Origin of the sequence: Sphaerisporangium dianthi (assembly GCF_042654065.1) — a bacterium.
Taxonomy (GTDB): Bacteria; Actinomycetota; Actinomycetes; order Streptosporangiales; family Streptosporangiaceae; genus Sphaerisporangium; species Sphaerisporangium dianthi.
Genome location: NZ_JBHSFP010000017.1, coordinates 90,448 through 105,706, shown reverse-complemented (window position 1 = coordinate 105,706; position 15,259 = coordinate 90,448). Strand labels below are relative to the sequence as shown.

Genomic DNA, 15,259 nt, shown 5'->3' with positions numbered 1-15,259 from the left:
TTGCCGCGTTTCCCTTGCCGACCGAAAAACGCACCGCCGCACCACGGCGGAGGTGATGACGAGACCGGCGGTCAACGGGACGAGGGCGCCGAGGCGCGGCCGGGATGCCGGTAGAACTCCACCGGCTCGGGCGGCAGCGGGGTGTCGCCGAGGATCAGGTCGGCGGCCTTCTCCGCGACCATCATGACCGGCGCGTAGATGTTGCCGTTGGTCACGTACGGCATGACCGAGGCGTCCACGACGCGCAGTCCTTCCAGCCCGTGCACCCGCATGCTCAGCGGGTCGACGACGGCGTCCTCGCCGACGCCCATGCGCGCCGTGCAGGAAGGGTGCAGGGCGGTCTCCGCGTCGCGGGCGACCCAGTCGAGGATCTCCTGGTCGGTGCGCACGGACGGCCCCGGCGACAGCTCGCCCGCGTTGAAGTCGTCCATGGCCGGCCGGCCGAGGATGTCCCTGGCCACCCGGACGGCCTCCACCCACTCGCGCCGGTCCTGCTCGGTGGACAGGTAGTTGAAGCGCAGCGCCGGCCGCACCCGGGGGTCGGCGTCACGGATCTTCACCGAGCCGCGCGCGTCGGAGTACATGGGGCCGACGTGCACCTGGTAGCCGTGGCCGCCGGCCGGGGCGGAGCCGTCGTAGCGCACCGCGACCGGCAGGAAGTGGAACATGAGGTTCGGGTAGGCGACGTCGTCGTTGCTCCGGACGAAGCCGCCGGCCTCGAAGTGATTGGTCGCGCCCGGGCCCCTGCGCAGGAACAGCCACTGGGCGCCGACCCACGGCCGGTTGCGCCACTTCATCGCCGGCTGCATCGACACCGGCCGGCCGCAGCCGTACTGCACGTAGACCTCCAGGTGGTCCTGGAGGTTCTCCCCCACGCCGGGCAGGTGGTGGACGGGGCGCACGCCCGCCGCCGACAGCTCGTCGGCCGCGCCCACCCCGGAGAGCTGGAGCAGTTGGGGGGTGTTGATCGCGCCGCCGCACAGGATGACCTCGCCCGCCCGCACGGTGCGGCCGTTGCACTCGACGCCGACGGCGCGCCCGCCCTCGAACAGCACGCGGGTCACGAACGCCCTGGTCCTGACCGTCAGGTTGGGGCGCCTCGCGACCGGGTGGAGGTAAGCGCGCGCGGCCGACAGGCGGCGGCCCCGGCGGATGTTGCGGTCGAACGGCGCGAAGCCCTCCTGGCGGTAGCCGTTCACGTCGTCGGTCAGCGGGTACCCCGCCTGCCGCGCGGCCTCGAAGAAGGCCGTGAACAGCGGGCCGTCCGCCGGTCCGCGCTCCAGCACGAGCGGCCCGTCGTGGCCGCGGAAGGCGGTGCCGGGGTCGGCGGTGCAGTTCTCCATGCGCTTGAAGTACGGCAGGCAGTGCGCGTAGTCCCAGGTCCCCATGCCGGGGTCGGCCGCCCAGCGCTCATAGTCGAGCGGGTTGCCCCGCTGGAAGATCATGCCGTTGATGCTGCTCGATCCGCCGAGCACCTTGCCGCGGGCGTGGTAGACGCGCCGCCCGTTCAGGTGCGGCTCGGGCTCCGACTCGTACTTCCAGTCGTAGAACCGGCTGCCGATCGGGAACATCAGCGCGGCCGGCATGTGGATGAAGACGTCCCAGGGGAAGTCCGGGCGTCCCGCTTCCAGGACCAGCACCCGGACCGAGGGATCGGCGGACAGCCGGTTCGCCAGGGCGCATCCGGCCGAACCACCACCGACGATGACGAAGTCGTACATATAACCCTCGTCTCGCTCTCATCGCCATATCTGGCATATGCGGAGAAACGTCGCGCAATGCGTTGTAGCGATTGACGCATAAGGTTGCGGCATCCGCAACCATCGGACGGCTATAGCACGACGGCGGCGCAAATGGACTGCCGGTACGCCGACGCCCTACAGTCCCCAGCTATGGGCAACGAATCCTCGGCCGGCGTGCAGTCGGTCGACCGGGCCATCACCGTGCTGGAGATCCTCTCCCAGCGCGGCGAGGCCGGCGTCAGCGAGATCGCGGCAGAGATCGGCGTCCACAAGTCCACCGCCTTCCGGCTGCTCGGCGCCCTCGAGGCCAGGAACCTCGTCGAGCAGGCCGAGGACCGCGGCAAGTACCGCCTCAGCTTCGGCGTCATCCGCCTGGCCGGCGGCGTCGCCTCCCGACTCGACCTCACCCAGCAGGGACGCCCGGTCTGCCGCCGCCTCGCCGAGGAGATCGGCGAGACCGTCAACATCGCCGTCGTGCGATCCCACTACGCGGTCAACCTGGACCAGGTGCGCGGCCCTTCGGCGGTCACCGCGTACAACTGGGTGGGCCAGCTCACCCCGCTGCACGCCACCTCCAGCGGCAAGATGCTGCTGGCCCACCTGGACGAGCGCCACCGCGACCGGCTGCTGGCCGCGGCCGGCATGGCCCGCTACACCCCGGCCACCATCACCTCCGCCGGCGAGTTGCTCCCCCAGCTGGAGGACGCCAGGACGCGCGGGTACGCCGTCACGGTGGAGGAGTACGAGATCGGGCTGAACGCCGTGGCCGCCGCCGTCCGCTCCTACGACGGGGAGGTGGTGGCCGCCGTCAGCGCGTCAGGGCCCGCCTACCGCTTCAGCGAGGAGCGCATGCACCAGGTGGCGCCGGCGCTGATCGGCGGCGCGGCCGACATCAGCCACCGGCTCGGTTTCTCCGGATAACCCTCGCCGCCGCGCGTCTCCCGGCTCGCCGCTCGCCGTGGGCGCCTTCGCGGCGCGTCCCGCTTGGCCCTCCGCTTCGCACGGACCCGGCGTCCGTCAGCGCGGCAGGCCGAGCCGCCGGACGACCCATTCGTGGAACTCCGCGATGTGGTGCTCGCTCGGCACGAGCACGCCGCCGCGCGCGTAGGCCCGTGAGCCCATCGCCGGCTGGCAGCGCTCGCACGCGTCGAAGTCCTGGAGGTTGACCTTGTGGAACAGCTCCACGGAGGGCCCGATGTCCTTGCCGGCCGCCACGACCTCCGGCAGGAACAGCCAGTCGCACTCCACGACCGTGCGGTCGGGCGCGAGCGGGAACATCCGGTGCACGATGGCGTGGTCGGGGACGAGGTTGACGAACACCTGCGGCCTGATGGTGATCGCGTAGTAGCGGCGGTCCTGCTCCTCGCTGACCGTCGGGATGCGGTCCACCCCCGGCGAGCCGTCGACGGTGAACCCCTGGACGCCGCCGCCGAACGCCGCGCCGTGGCCGACGAAGTACTGGGCGGCGTACCCGTCGGCGAACTCGGGGAGCACCGCGGTCAGCTCGGGGTGGATCGTCGCGCAGTGGTAGCACTCCATGAAGTTCTCGACGATCAGCTTCCAGTTGGCCCGCACGTCGTAGACGATCCTGCGGCCCACCTTGAGGTTCTCGACGCCGTAGTTCTCGATCGACGCCAGGTCGCCGAGCCGGGTCACGACCGCGCCCAGCACGTCCTGCTCGAAGGGGGGCGGCTCGTCGGCCAGGCACACCCACACGTACCCGAGCCACTCGCGCACGTGCACCTTGACCAGGCCGTACTCGACCCGGTCGATGTCGGGCATCGTGCTGAGGTTCGGCGCGGCGATGAGCGTGCCGGAAAGGTCGTAGGCCCAGGCGTGGTAGGAGCACTGGAAGGCCCGGCGGACCTGCCCGGACTCCTCGGTGCACAGGCGGGCGCCACGGTGGCGGCAGACGTTCAGGAACGCGCGGATCGAACCGTCCTCGGCCCGGCTGACGATGACGCTCTCGCGCCCGACCTGGGCGGTGCGGAAGGCGCCGGGCCCGGCGAGGTCGTCCGCGCGGGCCGCGCAGAACCACATCGACTCGAAGATCTGCCGCTGCTCCAGGGCGAAGACGTCCTGGTCGGTGTACAGGTGGCCGGGGAGGGTGGCCAGCAGGCTGGAGGCGGTCACGCCCGGCTCCCCGCTCCCTCGGCCGCCACGCCCGGCGGCAGGCGGGGGACGGCTCCGGGCCGATCGACGTCGAGCCGGTGGGCTTCGCCCCGCGGCAGCGCCGCGAGGGGACGGGCGGGTATCACCGGGGGCACCCCTCAGTTGATGATGGCGAAACGAAATTCGCTATGCGCAACAGACTGCGTCCCAGGTGAGCCGCCTGTCAATACGGCCGGGTGACGCCGCCCTCTCGTCCGGCTCCGGCTTCCTCAGGGCCTCGGAGCCGCCCGCCCGGCCCCCGGCCCTCTCCGCCTCGCTCTCACTCTGAGTCACGCCCGCCGATCGCCGGCCGTCCGGATCGGCGGCGGGCGACCCTTTCTCCAGAGCCAGCTTCCTGTTACCCGGCGCCGCCCGGCGCGTCCGTCGATCATGTGCCGGCGGGAGTGCACGATCGGGAAGGATGTCCCTCATGCGGCTTGAATGGCACCTTTGGGGACATGTCGTATTAGCCACATTTCTATTGCTCCCAGCGGCCATCGCCGTCGCCCATCTGCTGGCGCGGCTGCGCGCCCGCCGGGGCCATCCCCGCCCCGCGCGGACGGCCTACGCGGACGTCTTCATCGTCGCCGGGACCCTCCCGTGGCTGTGGATGATCCTCACTCCCGGCAGCGCCTCCGGCGTCAGCCTGGTGCCGTTGCGCGATCTCGCCGACCTGGCGCACGCCCCGCTCGGCGCGGTGTTCGCGCAGGTCGGAGGCAATCTTCTGGTCTTCGCCGCGCTCGGCGCGCTGCTGCCGGTCCGCTCGGCGCGCTTCTCCGCGCTCTGGCGCGTCGCCCTGCTCGCCGCGGCGCTGTCGGCCGCCGTCGAGGCCCTTCAGTACGGCCTGCGCCTCGGCCGCGTCTCGTCCGTCGACGACGTCCTGCTGAACGCCGCGGGCGCCGTGCTGGCGGCCCTGGCGACGCGGCCGTGGCGGGCCGGGCGGGCGGCGACCGGGACCGGTCCACGGTAAACCAAGCACGAAAGACCCCGAAGATCACCACACGGGCACGTTCCGCTCAAAAGAAGCACGGGACCAACCTGAGTATCTGTGCGATCGTGGACAAGGCGGGGCAAGTTCTCTGGAGACGCGGACCGCGTTGGTGACTGAGGGTGATAGAGCGTGATGCAATCCCCGGTACCTCACGACCCCCCGATCTATCGCCGCATCGCCGATCGCCTGCGCCAGGCGATCCAGGCGGGCGAGTTCCGCGATGGGGATCGCCTACCGGGCGAGAACGCCCTCATGGCCGAGTACGGCATCGCCCGTGCCACGGCGCGGCAGGCCCTGTCGGTGCTCATCAACGAGGGCATGGCCGTGCCGCGCCGGGGTTCGGGGGTCTACGTGCGGCAGTTCCGGCCGATCCGCCGGCACGGCTCGCGCCGCCTGTCCCGCGAGCAATGGGGGACGGGCAGGGCCATCTGGGACGGCGACGCCTCCGGCCGGCCCTACGTGGTCGACGATCTGACGATCGCCCGCGAGCCGGCCGCCGAGGACGCCGCGCGGGTGCTCGGCTGCGACGAGGTGTGGGTGCGGCGGCGGCGCTACTCCGTCGACGGGCGGCCCGTCCAGCTCGCGGCCTCGTGCTTTCCGGCCGAGTTGGTCGCCGGGACGGCCATCGTCCAGCCGGACACCGGCCCGGGCGGCGTCTACGCGCGGCTGCGCGACCTCGGGCACACGCCGGTGCACTTCACCGAGGAGGTGCGCGCCCGGATGCCCGCGCCGGACGAGGCGGACCGGCTCGCCCTGTCCGCGGGGACGCCGGTGATCGTCGTCTGCAGGACCGCCTACACCACCGGAGGCGGCGCGGTGGAGCTCAACATCATGATCATGGACGCCGCGTCGTACGTACTTCAGTACGACTTCGACGCCTAAGTCAAGGCGAAATGTCAAGCGTTAGGTTGACCTGTCCTACCAGAACATTGATTTCTCTAGAGATGTCCCGCAACGTGAAGGAGGAAGGTACCAACCTGGCCCCTCGCCGCGGGAAGGGTGGACGGGATGTCGTTCGACCGGCACCTCGCCGAAATCGCCCGGGAGTTCCCCGAGTGGACGATCTGGAGGAGCGACGCGGGACGGTGGTGGGCCACCCGGCACCGCCTGCTCACAGAACGCGAACGTGACGCGGGTTGTGCGATGACGATCGACGCCGACGATCCCGAGGGGTTGCGCGGGCGGCTGCTGGAGCAGCAGCGGTGCATCACCGCCCTCGATGGGGAGACCGGAACACCCGGCGCCTCCCCCGACTGGGGAGAAACCGGACCTACCGGCACGTCCCCCGGCCGGGGAGAGACCGGAACGCCCGGTGCCTCCAGCGAGGGAGACAGGGAGCCGCCCGGCGGCGCCGTCGACCGGGGAACCTGATCGCCCACCCGCACCGGCGAGAGGCGGCGCGGAAACCTCCGACCCGATCGGGGGCGGAGGTTTCCGCCAGGCCGGGCGCGACCCTCTACTGGTCGGCCGCGCGCCCGGAGTGGATCTCGGAGTCCTCGAAGAAGCCGCGGATGCGGCCCTTCGGGGTCTCGTGGTCGTTGCCGTGCCGGGTGTCGCCCTCGACGTGCGCGTCGCCCCGGCCGTCCACCACCCGCACGGTCTCCTGCGGATCGCCGCCGTCGCCGAAGGTCGCGGCATACCCGGCGTCCTGCGGCCCGTTCAAGCCGCGCGTCCCGTGCCCGTCGCGCGGGTCCTGCCCGGTGTGCGGGTCCTGCCCGGTGTGCGGTCCGAAGACGTCCTGCCCACTCTGGGGACCGAAGACGTCCTGCCCGCCCTTCGGACCGAAGACGTCCTGCCCACTCTGAGGGCCGAAGACGTCCTGCCCGCCTTGAGCGCCGAAGACGTCCTGCCCATCCTGCCCGGCGGCCGCCCCCTGCTCACCGTTTCGGCCGTGCTCGTGCCCGTCACGCGCGGCGTCGTGACCGGCGCGGGCGTCCTCGCCCGGCTGAGCGTCACCCGGCTGAGCGTCGCCCCGCTGGGCGTCACCCGGCTGAGCGTCGCGCGAGCCGGCGCCGGCGTCGTCCAGGACGACGCGGACCTCGTCGAGCTCCTGCGCCGCGGGCGGCTCGCTCTGGCCCGGCTCCTCGGCCGCGCCGGCCGAGGGCGAGGGCGGCAGCACGGCGGCCTCGTCGATCAGCGGCCCCGCGGCGCCTTCGCGGCGCAGCAGGTCGGTCAGCACCGAGCCCATCTCGTCGAGCCGGCGCATGACCTCTGTGTGGGTGTCGGTGAGGAACGTCACCCTCTTGCCGGTGTGCTCGTCAAGGGACACGGCGCGCTGCCGCGCGGCGTCCAGCGTGTCGCTCGCCTCGGTGCGCGCGGCCTTCAGCGTGGCCTCGGCCTCCGTGTTGGCCGAGCCGAGCGTCGCCTCGGCCTGGGCTGCGGCCTCCGACACCAGGCGCTCGGCCTCGTGCTGCGCGGCGGTGAGGGTGCGGTCGGCCTCGGCCCGCGCGTTGCGCAGCGTCTCGTCCGCCTCGGCGCGCGCGGCCCCCAGGGTCTCCTCGGCGTCCGACCCCGCCTGCGCCAGCAGCCGCTCGGCGGCGTCGGTGGCCTCGGCGACCCGGCGCTCGGCCTCGCCCTGGGCGGCGGCGAGGATGCGTTCGGCCTCGGCGGCGGCCTCCTCGCGGACCTTGGCCGCGTCGGCGCCGGCGGTCTCGCGCTTGGAGATCGCCTCCTCCTCGGCGAGCTTGAGTATCTGGCTCAGCCGCTGGCCGAGCTCGTCGTAGTCCTGCGGGGCCTCGGCCAGGCGGCGGCGGGCCTCCGAGAGCTCGACACGGCCCTGCTCGGCCTGATCGATGGCGCGTGCCAGCCGTTCCTCCAGGTCACGAATCTGGTTGCGAGTTCGGACCATGTGATCGTGGACCTGCCTGCGGCTGTATCCACGCATCACCACCTCGAAGCCGAGGTCCTCGTGCATCATGTCGGGAAAGCTGTCGTGCTGGTTCGTCATGGCTGGGCCCTGGGGGTCGTGAATCGAGTGGGGGTCGTGCTTCGGTGACGACACGTCGGACACGACTTTCCTGCCATCTGCCCAAGTCCGCAACCCGAACGCCTGACCTCTTCAGGTCGAATGACCCCTTCCGTCGGCAAGGCCGGGAAAGCGCGTATCGCCACGTGAGATCATCGATGACATGAGCGAGCGGCTCCTCTCCGGCCCGGGCGCCTCCGCGGCCTCGCCCTACATCGCGGCGCTGGGCGACGCCGTGCCCGTCGTCCACCCCGAGGCCTACGTGGCCCCGACGGCCGTCGTGGTCGGCCGCGTACGGCTCGGGCGCGGCACGAGCGTCTGGTACGGCTCGGTGCTGCGCGGCGACGACGAGGCCATCGAGGTCGGCGACGAGTGCAACATCCAAGATCTGTGCTGCCTGCACGCCGACCCGGGCCTGCCCGCCGTGCTGGAGGACCGCGTGAGCCTGGGCCACCGCGCCGTCGTGCACGGCGCGCGCGTCGAGAGCGGTGCGCTGGTCGGCATCGGCGCGACCGTCCTGAACGGCGCGACCATCGGCGCCGGCTCGCTCGTCGCGGCGGGCTGCGTGGTCACCCCGGGCAAGCGGATCCCCGCGGGAGTGCTGGTCGCCGGGGTGCCGGGGAAGATCGTGCGCGAGCTCACCGAGGACGACCGGGCGACGTTCGCCCGCACGCCGGACAACTACATGGCCAAGGCCGCCCGCCACCGCGCCGCCGCGCCCCTGCCGCCCGTGGGGCCCTGAACCCGCCGCAGAGGCCCTTTCCCGCGAACCCGCGCCGCAGGGACCGCTCCGGCCCCCTCGGGACGCACCTCGTGACCCTCCGCGCCGCCGCCGGATCCCGTCACGGCCCAGCCGGGGTCGCGGCAGCCGGGACCTCGTGACCTGTCGCCAGTAGCATGGCGGCCGTGCAGTGGGACCCTTTCGAGGCGATCGAGCGGGATGTCCGAGCCATGGTCGCCGACCCGCGCTGGGCGGACGTCCCCGCACCCACTCAGACGCAGGCGATGACGGCCCGCCTGCTGCGCACCCCCGACGGCGGCTGCTGGTTGTTCGGCGCGCACGCCCGCTGGCACCGCCACGATCCGGGCGATGGGCTGTGGCATCTGGCGGCCCCGCCCGCCGCCCCCCGGGCCCGCGCCGCCGCGCGGGCGGCCCAGCCCGCGCCGCCGGTGCCCGAGCACCTGCTGCCGTCGGCCGCCGGCCTGGCCTTCGAGCGGGGCTCCACGCAGGCCTTCGTCGGCCCCGACGTGCCCCGTGACATGACCGGACGCATCAGGGCGCTGCTGGACGTCGCCTGCGCCGCCAGGGAGGAGGAGCTTCCCTTCGCCACGGGGCCGCTGCGCGAGCTCTTCCACCCGGACGTCACGGCTCCGGTGGCCGCGATGTGGGGAACGATCATGTGGTGCGCGTACGCCCCGGCGTTCGACGGCAACGAGGTGCTGCTGTCGATGTTCGGCGAGTTCCTGTCCCGCCCCCTGCCGGGGGACGACTGGGTGCGCTGGCTGCCTCCCATGCCGCTCTCCGCGCTCACCGCGCTGTACACCGAGCGGCTCGCGCGCGGAGCGGGCGCGGCGGTGCGCGCGGCCGGGCATGTCGCGGGCACCGCGCGCGTGCTGCTCGCCGACCCCCGGTTCGCTCCCCGCGCCGCCGCGCTGCTGGCGATGGTGGAGCCGTTGCTGGCGCGGCCGTGGCTGGACCACCCGGCGCAGGACGCCGAGTCGGCGCGGCAGGCGTGGCTGTCGCGCTGCCCGCCGCGTCTCCAAGGCGCTCTGGTGGCCGAGTTCTCGCCCGGCGAGCACTTCCGGCACACGCTGTACGACCTGGTGGAGGCGCTGTCGTTCTCGTGCGCCCATGGGGCGGACCCGCGGGCGGTGGCCGCCTCGCTGCTCGCCGCGGACGTCCAGGCCGTGGCGCCGGACGTCGCGCCGCTGCTTCACGGGTGGCTGGACCCGGAGTCACGGCGGGCCTACCACGCGGCGCTCACCGATCCGGCTCATCCTCTGCGGGGGTGCTGGCCGCGCGACGGCGAGCCGCCCGCCCCCCTGCGCCCGCCCGACCGCGCCTCGGCCGCGGCTCTGCTTGGAGCGGGTTACGCGACGGGGCTCGCCTGGTGCCGCCTGACGGAGACGGCGCCGCCGCCGCGCGGCTTCCCGACGTCCTCCGCGACGGTGACCTGCTTGATCAACGAGCGGGACGATCCGGCGCCTTCCGTCCCAGCGACCTCAGCGGAATGGATACGCCACTCCTGATCCCGACGGGGCGGCCTAAACCGTTTATGAGGTTATTTCATGCTTACCTCGCGTATATCATTCCCCACCCTCTGATCTGGGGATTTGACGGAATTGTGATCTCGGAACCGGGAAATGGTTCCACGGGGACACGAGAGGGTCCGGCGAATGGTCCCGATGGGCCATGTCATCTAAAGCCGCCCGGTCGTAACCTCGAAGAGGGTGTGGGCTGCGGAAGGAAGGACGACGCGGTGGGGCACGATTATCTGGACTCACGAGTCCATGACCGTGTCGCGTTGGACGAGATCGCGCTCTACGCGGAGGTGCTCAGCGCCGTCGCTGTCAGCGAGCGAGAGCTGACGTTGGATGAGCTCGACAACGCGCTCGGGTTGCGAACTTCGGTGAGCCACTGAAGTAGCTCGCAGAACTGGTCCCGGACTCCCCTGGGGTTCGGGACGGTTTTGTGCCAGGGCGTTCCGCATCCCTCTTCGGGACTAGTCCACCCGGGCCGGGCGCCCCCCGCCGGCCGCTACGAGCGCACTAGCCTCGCTATGGCCGCCGACGCCTCCTTGACCTTCTCGTCGGCCTCGGGCCCTCCGACGGTGATGGCGTCCTTCACGCAGTGCCCGATGTGGTCCTCCAGGAGCCCGAGCGCCACCGCCTGCAGAGCGCGCGTGGCGGCCGACACCTGCGTGAGGACGTCGATGCAGTAGGAGTCTTCCTCCACCATGCGCTGCAGCCCGCGGATCTGACCTTCGATGCGCCGGAGCCTGGTCAGATAGGCCTGCTTGTCACCGCTGTAGCCATGCATATCGTCCACGATACCTGTTCGGGGTATCGGCGCCGCTGCGCTCAGACGCGGGCCCGCAAGCTCTCCACCAGCGCCTCCCAGCGGGCGGCGATGACGGGCGCGGCGTGCTCGGCGGCCGATTCGCGCGCCCCCGCCGCCAGCACCATGCGGCGGCGCTCGTCGTCGATCAGCGCCAGCAGCGCCGAGGCGTACGCGCCGATCTCGCCCTCGCCGGCCGGCACAAGCACGCTGTCGCGGCCGGGCGTCACGAACTCGCCGAACCCCCGGGCGCCGTCGAAGCCGACCACGGGGACGCCGCACGCGAGCGCCTCGATCACCGTCATGCCCGGCGTCTCGGCGTGCGAGGTGACGGCCACGATGGACGCCTTGGCGAACTCTCCTTGCAGATCGGGCGTGGTGCCCATGAAGTACACGTTGTTGTGCAGGTTGAGCTCGCCGACCAGCGCGCGCAGCCGTTTCTCCTCTGGGCCGCCGCCGTACAGGCGCAGCCGCCAGTCGGGACGCTTGTCGGCCACGATGGCGAAGGCGCGGATGAGCCGGTCGAACGCCTTGCCGGGCAGCCACCGCCCGCCCGCCGAGACGACGCGGTTGTCCATGCGCGAACGCGGCCAGGGCCCCGGCGGGAGCGCGTCGGGGACGACGAGCACCGGCGGGTCGGAGGCGCCGTCCAGCAGGCGGATCATCTCTTCCCCCGTCGCCTCGGTCGAGGCCACCACCGCGTCCAGCTTGGGATAGAAGCGCCGGACGGGCGCGGGCACCGCCGGACGGCTCCACTCGCGGGCGATGCGCACGATCTCGCGCGGCACGTGCCGCGCGGCCTGGACGCTGAGGCCCGGCCTGGTGGTCACCAGCACGTCGCAGCGCAGACCGCGCAGACTGCGCCAGAGCGCCACCTCGGTGCGCATCTGCCCGCGCGGCAGCAGATGGCGCACGCCGGGGCGCGCGTCGATCAGCCAGCGCAGCGAGATGCGCGGGTCCACAGGGAAGAAGGGCGCCTCGCGCACCCTGCGGACGCTGATGATCTCGATCTCGTGCCGGGCGGCCAGCTCGGCCGAGAGGTTGAGCACCGCCCGCGTGTCACCGCGCATGCCGTACGCGGAGGGGACCAGAAAGCAGATCTTCATCCGCCCACCTCGAGACGGAGCTCGTCGTCCGCCGTGTAGCACGGCCGGACCGGCACGCCGTCGACGCTGGTGTCGGGATACTGCACGCGGCGGCGCTTGCCGTCCACGTCGTCGATGCGCGCCCCGAGGGGAAGGGGCTCGGTCAGCCCGTCCACCTCCAGGGACGGCGTCCACAGCCCTTCGTACTCCGGCGTCGCGGCGATCACGTCGCACAGCGACAGCGCGGCGTGGAAGCGCACGCCCTGGACGGTGGCCGCGGCGGTCACCGCCGTATCGGGGCCGGAGGTGCTGCGCAAGGCCAGACGGGCCGTGCGGTGGGCGTCGTCGTCGTCGAAGCCGGTGTAGGCCAGCAGCCCCGTGACCTCGAAACGGCCCTCGCGGAACCACACCGCGCGCACGTCGGCCACCGGCTCGGCCGGGGAGATCTTCAGCGCCAGGTAGCCGTTGAGGGTGCGGTAGGCGCGGTAGGCCAGAGTGCGGCGGCTCAGCGCGTAGGCGTCCAGCCGGTCGAGGGAGAACCCCGGGTCGACGCTCTGCATGCGGGTGCGGCCGCGGTCCTCGGCGGAGCCCGCGTCGTGCTCGAGGTAGGTGTCCCACCGGCCGGGGGCCAGAGCCAGCGGCGTCAGCGACACCGCGACCGAGGCGTCGCGCGCCTCGGCTCCCGGCGTGCCGAGCACCACCTTGGCCTCGGCGCCGGTGCCCCGCTGGCGGAACACGAGCCGCGTGCCCTGCGCCAGGGGCTGCTCGATGGAGAGACGGAGCGAGAGGACGTCGGCCAAGGTGACCTCGGCATCGGTAACGACAACGCGCACCGCGCTCCCTCCCCGTCGATCGAGCCCCCGCGCGTTGAGGTTACCGTGATTTCCCCGTTATGTGGAGAAAGGTTTTCGGGCCCTGCCCGCCGACCGGCGGGCAGGGCCGTTTCGGCGGCCTGCCAGGGCCGTCATGCGACGGGCAGGGCCGCCGGCGGCGGCTCACGCCTTGACCGGCGAGCCCTTCACAGAGGTGATGAGCAGTTGTGCGACGTCCACGACCTCCAACGACTCCTTGGCCTGGCCGCTGTTCTTCTTCTCGTTGATGGCGTCACCCAGCATGACCAGGCAGAACGGGCAGGCGGTGGAGACGGTGTCGGGATCGGTGGTCAGCGCCTCGTCCACGCGCTCGGTGTTGATGCGCTTGCCGATGCGCTCCTCCATCCACATGCGCGCGCCGCCCGCGCCGCAGCAGAAGCCGCGGTCCTTGCAGCGGTGCATCTCCTGGGTCTGGACGCCGGGCACCTTGGCCATGATGTCGCGCGGCTGGGCGTACACCTTGTTGTGGCGGCCGAGGAAGCACGGGTCGTGGTAGGTGATCTTCTCCTCGATGGGCGTGATCGGCGTGAGCCTGCCCTCCTCGACCAGCTTGGCCAGCAACTGGGTGTGGTGGACGACCTCGAAGGCGCCGCCGAGCTGCGGGTACTCGTTGGCCAGGGTGTTGAAGCAGTGCGGGCAGGTGGCGACGATCTTCTTGACCCCGGCCTCGTTCAGCGTCTCGATGTTCTGCTGGGCGAGCATGTTGAACAGGAACTCCATGCCCAGGCGGCGGGCCGGGTCGCCCGTGCAGGCCTCCATGGGGCCGAGCACCCCGAACTTCACCCCGGCGATGTGCAGCAACTCGGCGACGGCCTTGGTGGTCTTCTTCGCGCGGTCCTCCAGGGCTCCCGCGCAGCCGACCCAGAAGAGGTACTCGAGGTCGTCGGGAACCTTCTCGTCGATGACCAGCACCTCGACCGGGTCGACCTCGCGCGAGGCGAGCTCCTCGACCCACTCGGCGCGCTTCATCTCGGAGACGCCCCACGGGTTGCCCTTGTTCTCGAGGTTCTTGAGCATGACGCCCGCCTCGGAGGGGAAGCTCGACTCGATCATGACCTGGTAGCGGCGCATGTCGATGATGTGGTCGATGTGCTCGATGTCGACGGGGCACTGCTCGACGCACGCGCCGCAGTTGGTGCACGACCACAGCACGTCGGGGTGGATGACGCCGTCCTCGCCGACCAGCGGCTTTCCCGCCAGCGCCAGGACGTCCTCGGGCAGCTTCTCGCGCTCCTGCTCGGTGGCGAGAAGGTAGGGCGCGATGGCCATGGCGTGGTCGCGCTGGTCGAGGATCAGCATCTTGGGCGAGAGCGGCTTGTCGGTGTTCCACGCCGGGCACTGCGACTGGCAGCGCCCGCACTCGGTGCAGGTGTAGAAGTCGAGGAAGCCCTTCCACGTGGTGTCCTCGATCTTGCCGCGGCCGAAGACGTCGGTGTCGGGGTCGGCCTCCTCGAAGTCGAGCGCCTTGCCGTTGCTGCGCATCTCGGGCACCGCGCCGAGGCCGTCGGGGCGGCGGGAGAACGCCACGTTCAGCGGCGCGGTGAAGATGTGCAGGTGCTTGGAGTTCACCACGATGACGAGGAACACCAGCATGACGCCGATGTGCAGCAGCAGGCCGGCCTTCTCCAGCGCCTCGTTGGCGGACTCGCCGAGGGGGCGCAGCAGCGCGGCGGCGCCGTCGGAGGCGAAGGCGCCGGAGCCGTAGGGGAAGTTGCCGGTGTTGATCGCCGCGCCGCGGTACAGGAACAGCGACCAGATCACGTTGAAGATCATGAACAGGATCAGCCACGCGCCGCCCAGGTGGGAGCCGGAGAACCGCGAGTCGCGGCCCAGCTTCTTCGGGGAGTTCTTGACGCGGATGGCCGCGAACGCGGCGAGGCCGGCGAGGCAGGCGACGGCGATGAAGTCCTGGAGGAAGCCCAGCACTGGCCAGGTGCCGACCAGCGGGATGTGGAAGTCGGGCGTGCCCGTCACGGCTCCCTGGATGAGCGCCCCGTACGCCTCCAGGTAGACCGTGGCCAGGATCACGAATGCCCAGAACACCACGAAGTGGGCGACACCCGACGGTGTCCACTTGAGCAGCTTCCTCTGGGCGAACACCTCGACGAGCTGCGCCCGGAGCTCGGCGCCAAGGTTCTCCTTGGCGTACTGCACCCGCTCCGGAGCGGGCTGGCCGCTGGTGGCGAGGCTGTAGAGCCAGCGCACGCGGCGACCCGCGAGCGTGACCGCCACGGCGGTCATCGCCAGCCCGATGATCGCTACAAGGAGCACGGATCCTCCAAACTATGGCGTCGGCTGCCCAACGTAGACATACCGGTCATTCACCGTGACAGCATGGCCATCCCGAATAATACTCGCCAGTAACTTACCGGCGGCACACAGGGGAGGCCGTCTT

13 protein-coding genes are annotated in these 15,259 nt (G+C 71.6%); 6 read left to right on the top strand and 7 right to left on the bottom strand.

Annotation, left to right across the window (positions count from 1 at the left end; translation table 11 throughout):
* Positions 1–71 precede the first annotated feature (71 nt).
* A complete protein-coding gene (gene betA, locus ACFO60_RS23620) occupies positions 72–1,721 on the bottom strand; it encodes a choline dehydrogenase (protein ID WP_380843532.1) in 1,650 nt (549 codons plus the stop codon).
* Between the two features lie 171 nt (positions 1,722–1,892).
* Here betA and ACFO60_RS23615 point away from each other — a divergent pair, with 171 nt between their 5' ends.
* Positions 1,893–2,663, top strand: coding sequence for an IclR family transcriptional regulator (locus ACFO60_RS23615; protein ID WP_380843530.1), 771 nt, complete (start codon positions 1,893–1,895; stop codon positions 2,661–2,663).
* A gap of 96 nt (positions 2,664–2,759) precedes the next feature.
* Here the strand turns inward: ACFO60_RS23615 and ACFO60_RS23610 are convergent, their stop codons facing one another.
* Positions 2,760–3,875 carry an aromatic ring-hydroxylating oxygenase subunit alpha gene (locus tag ACFO60_RS23610; protein ID WP_380843528.1) on the bottom strand — a complete coding sequence of 372 codons (1,116 nt, stop codon included), beginning with the start codon at positions 3,873–3,875 and terminating at the stop codon, positions 2,760–2,762.
* Positions 3,876–4,374: 499 nt separating this feature from the next.
* On the opposite strand from ACFO60_RS23610, the gene ACFO60_RS23605 reads away from it, so the two are divergent.
* The 3 genes from ACFO60_RS23605 (at position 4,375) to ACFO60_RS23595 (ending at position 6,255) form a co-directional block, all read left to right on the top strand.
* Complete coding sequence (locus tag ACFO60_RS23605) at positions 4,375–4,863, top strand: VanZ family protein (RefSeq protein ID WP_380843527.1); 489 nt, start codon at positions 4,375–4,377, stop codon at positions 4,861–4,863.
* A 153-nt stretch (positions 4,864–5,016) separates the two neighbouring features.
* Positions 5,017–5,766 (top strand): GntR family transcriptional regulator, encoded by a 750-nt coding sequence (locus tag ACFO60_RS23600; protein ID WP_380843651.1) that lies wholly within the window; start codon positions 5,017–5,019, stop codon positions 5,764–5,766.
* A 126-nt stretch (positions 5,767–5,892) separates the two neighbouring features.
* On the top strand, positions 5,893–6,255 hold the full coding sequence (locus ACFO60_RS23595) for a hypothetical protein (protein WP_380843525.1): 363 nt from the start codon (positions 5,893–5,895) through the stop codon (positions 6,253–6,255).
* An 85-nt stretch (positions 6,256–6,340) separates the two neighbouring features.
* On the opposite strand, the gene ACFO60_RS23590 is transcribed toward ACFO60_RS23595, so the two are convergent.
* The gene (locus ACFO60_RS23590) at positions 6,341–7,831 is read right to left on the bottom strand and encodes a hypothetical protein (protein ID WP_380843523.1); all 1,491 of its coding nucleotides are present in this window, start codon (positions 7,829–7,831) and stop codon (positions 6,341–6,343) included.
* Positions 7,832–8,012: 181 nt separating this feature from the next.
* Between ACFO60_RS23590 and ACFO60_RS23585 the strand changes: the two genes are divergently transcribed.
* The gene (locus ACFO60_RS23585) at positions 8,013–8,591 is read left to right on the top strand and encodes a gamma carbonic anhydrase family protein (protein ID WP_380843521.1); all 579 of its coding nucleotides are present in this window, start codon (positions 8,013–8,015) and stop codon (positions 8,589–8,591) included.
* A 155-nt stretch (positions 8,592–8,746) separates the two neighbouring features.
* On the top strand, positions 8,747–10,099 hold the full coding sequence (locus ACFO60_RS23580; RefSeq protein WP_380843519.1) for a hypothetical protein: 1,353 nt from the start codon (positions 8,747–8,749) through the stop codon (positions 10,097–10,099).
* 508 nt (positions 10,100–10,607) lie between these two features.
* On the opposite strand, the gene ACFO60_RS23575 is transcribed toward ACFO60_RS23580, so the two are convergent.
* The 4 genes from ACFO60_RS23575 to ACFO60_RS23560 form a co-directional block, all read right to left on the bottom strand.
* Positions 10,608–10,889: a metal-sensitive transcriptional regulator gene (locus ACFO60_RS23575; RefSeq protein WP_380843517.1), complete on the bottom strand. Its 282-nt coding sequence runs from the start codon at positions 10,887–10,889 to the stop codon at positions 10,608–10,610.
* A gap of 41 nt (positions 10,890–10,930) precedes the next feature.
* The gene (locus ACFO60_RS23570) at positions 10,931–12,013 is read right to left on the bottom strand and encodes a glycosyltransferase (RefSeq protein ID WP_380843515.1); all 1,083 of its coding nucleotides are present in this window, start codon (positions 12,011–12,013) and stop codon (positions 10,931–10,933) included.
* Positions 12,010–12,825, bottom strand: a complete 816-nt coding sequence (locus tag ACFO60_RS23565; protein ID WP_380843513.1) for a hypothetical protein — start codon at positions 12,823–12,825, stop codon at positions 12,010–12,012. The genes ACFO60_RS23570 and ACFO60_RS23565 overlap by 4 nt, the downstream gene beginning before the upstream one ends.
* Before the next feature lie 162 nt (positions 12,826–12,987).
* The gene (locus ACFO60_RS23560; protein ID WP_380843649.1) at positions 12,988–15,105 is read right to left on the bottom strand and encodes a (Fe-S)-binding protein; all 2,118 of its coding nucleotides are present in this window, start codon (positions 15,103–15,105) and stop codon (positions 12,988–12,990) included.
* Positions 15,106–15,259: the final 154 nt, after the last annotated feature.

Excerpts from the sequence above, each read along its gene's own strand:
- ACFO60_RS23570 (WP_380843515.1), bottom strand. The coding sequence starts at position 12,013 with ATGAAGATCTGCTTTCTGGTCCCCTCCGCGTACGGCATGCGCGGTGAC.
- ACFO60_RS23615 (WP_380843530.1), top strand. The coding sequence starts at position 1,893 with ATGGGCAACGAATCCTCGGCCGGCGTGCAGTCGGTCGACCGGGCCATC.
- ACFO60_RS23600 (WP_380843651.1), top strand. The coding sequence starts at position 5,017 with ATGCAATCCCCGGTACCTCACGACCCCCCGATCTATCGCCGCATCGCC.
- ACFO60_RS23575 (WP_380843517.1), bottom strand. The coding sequence starts at position 10,889 with ATGCATGGCTACAGCGGTGACAAGCAGGCCTATCTGACCAGGCTCCGG.
- ACFO60_RS23595 (WP_380843525.1), top strand. The coding sequence starts at position 5,893 with ATGTCGTTCGACCGGCACCTCGCCGAAATCGCCCGGGAGTTCCCCGAG.
- ACFO60_RS23580 (WP_380843519.1), top strand. The coding sequence starts at position 8,747 with ATGGCGGCCGTGCAGTGGGACCCTTTCGAGGCGATCGAGCGGGATGTC.
- betA (WP_380843532.1), bottom strand. The coding sequence starts at position 1,721 with ATGTACGACTTCGTCATCGTCGGTGGTGGTTCGGCCGGATGCGCCCTG.
- ACFO60_RS23560 (WP_380843649.1), bottom strand. The coding sequence starts at position 15,105 with ATGACCGCCGTGGCGGTCACGCTCGCGGGTCGCCGCGTGCGCTGGCTC.
- ACFO60_RS23590 (WP_380843523.1), bottom strand. The coding sequence starts at position 7,831 with ATGACGAACCAGCACGACAGCTTTCCCGACATGATGCACGAGGACCTC.
- ACFO60_RS23585 (WP_380843521.1), top strand. The coding sequence starts at position 8,013 with ATGAGCGAGCGGCTCCTCTCCGGCCCGGGCGCCTCCGCGGCCTCGCCC.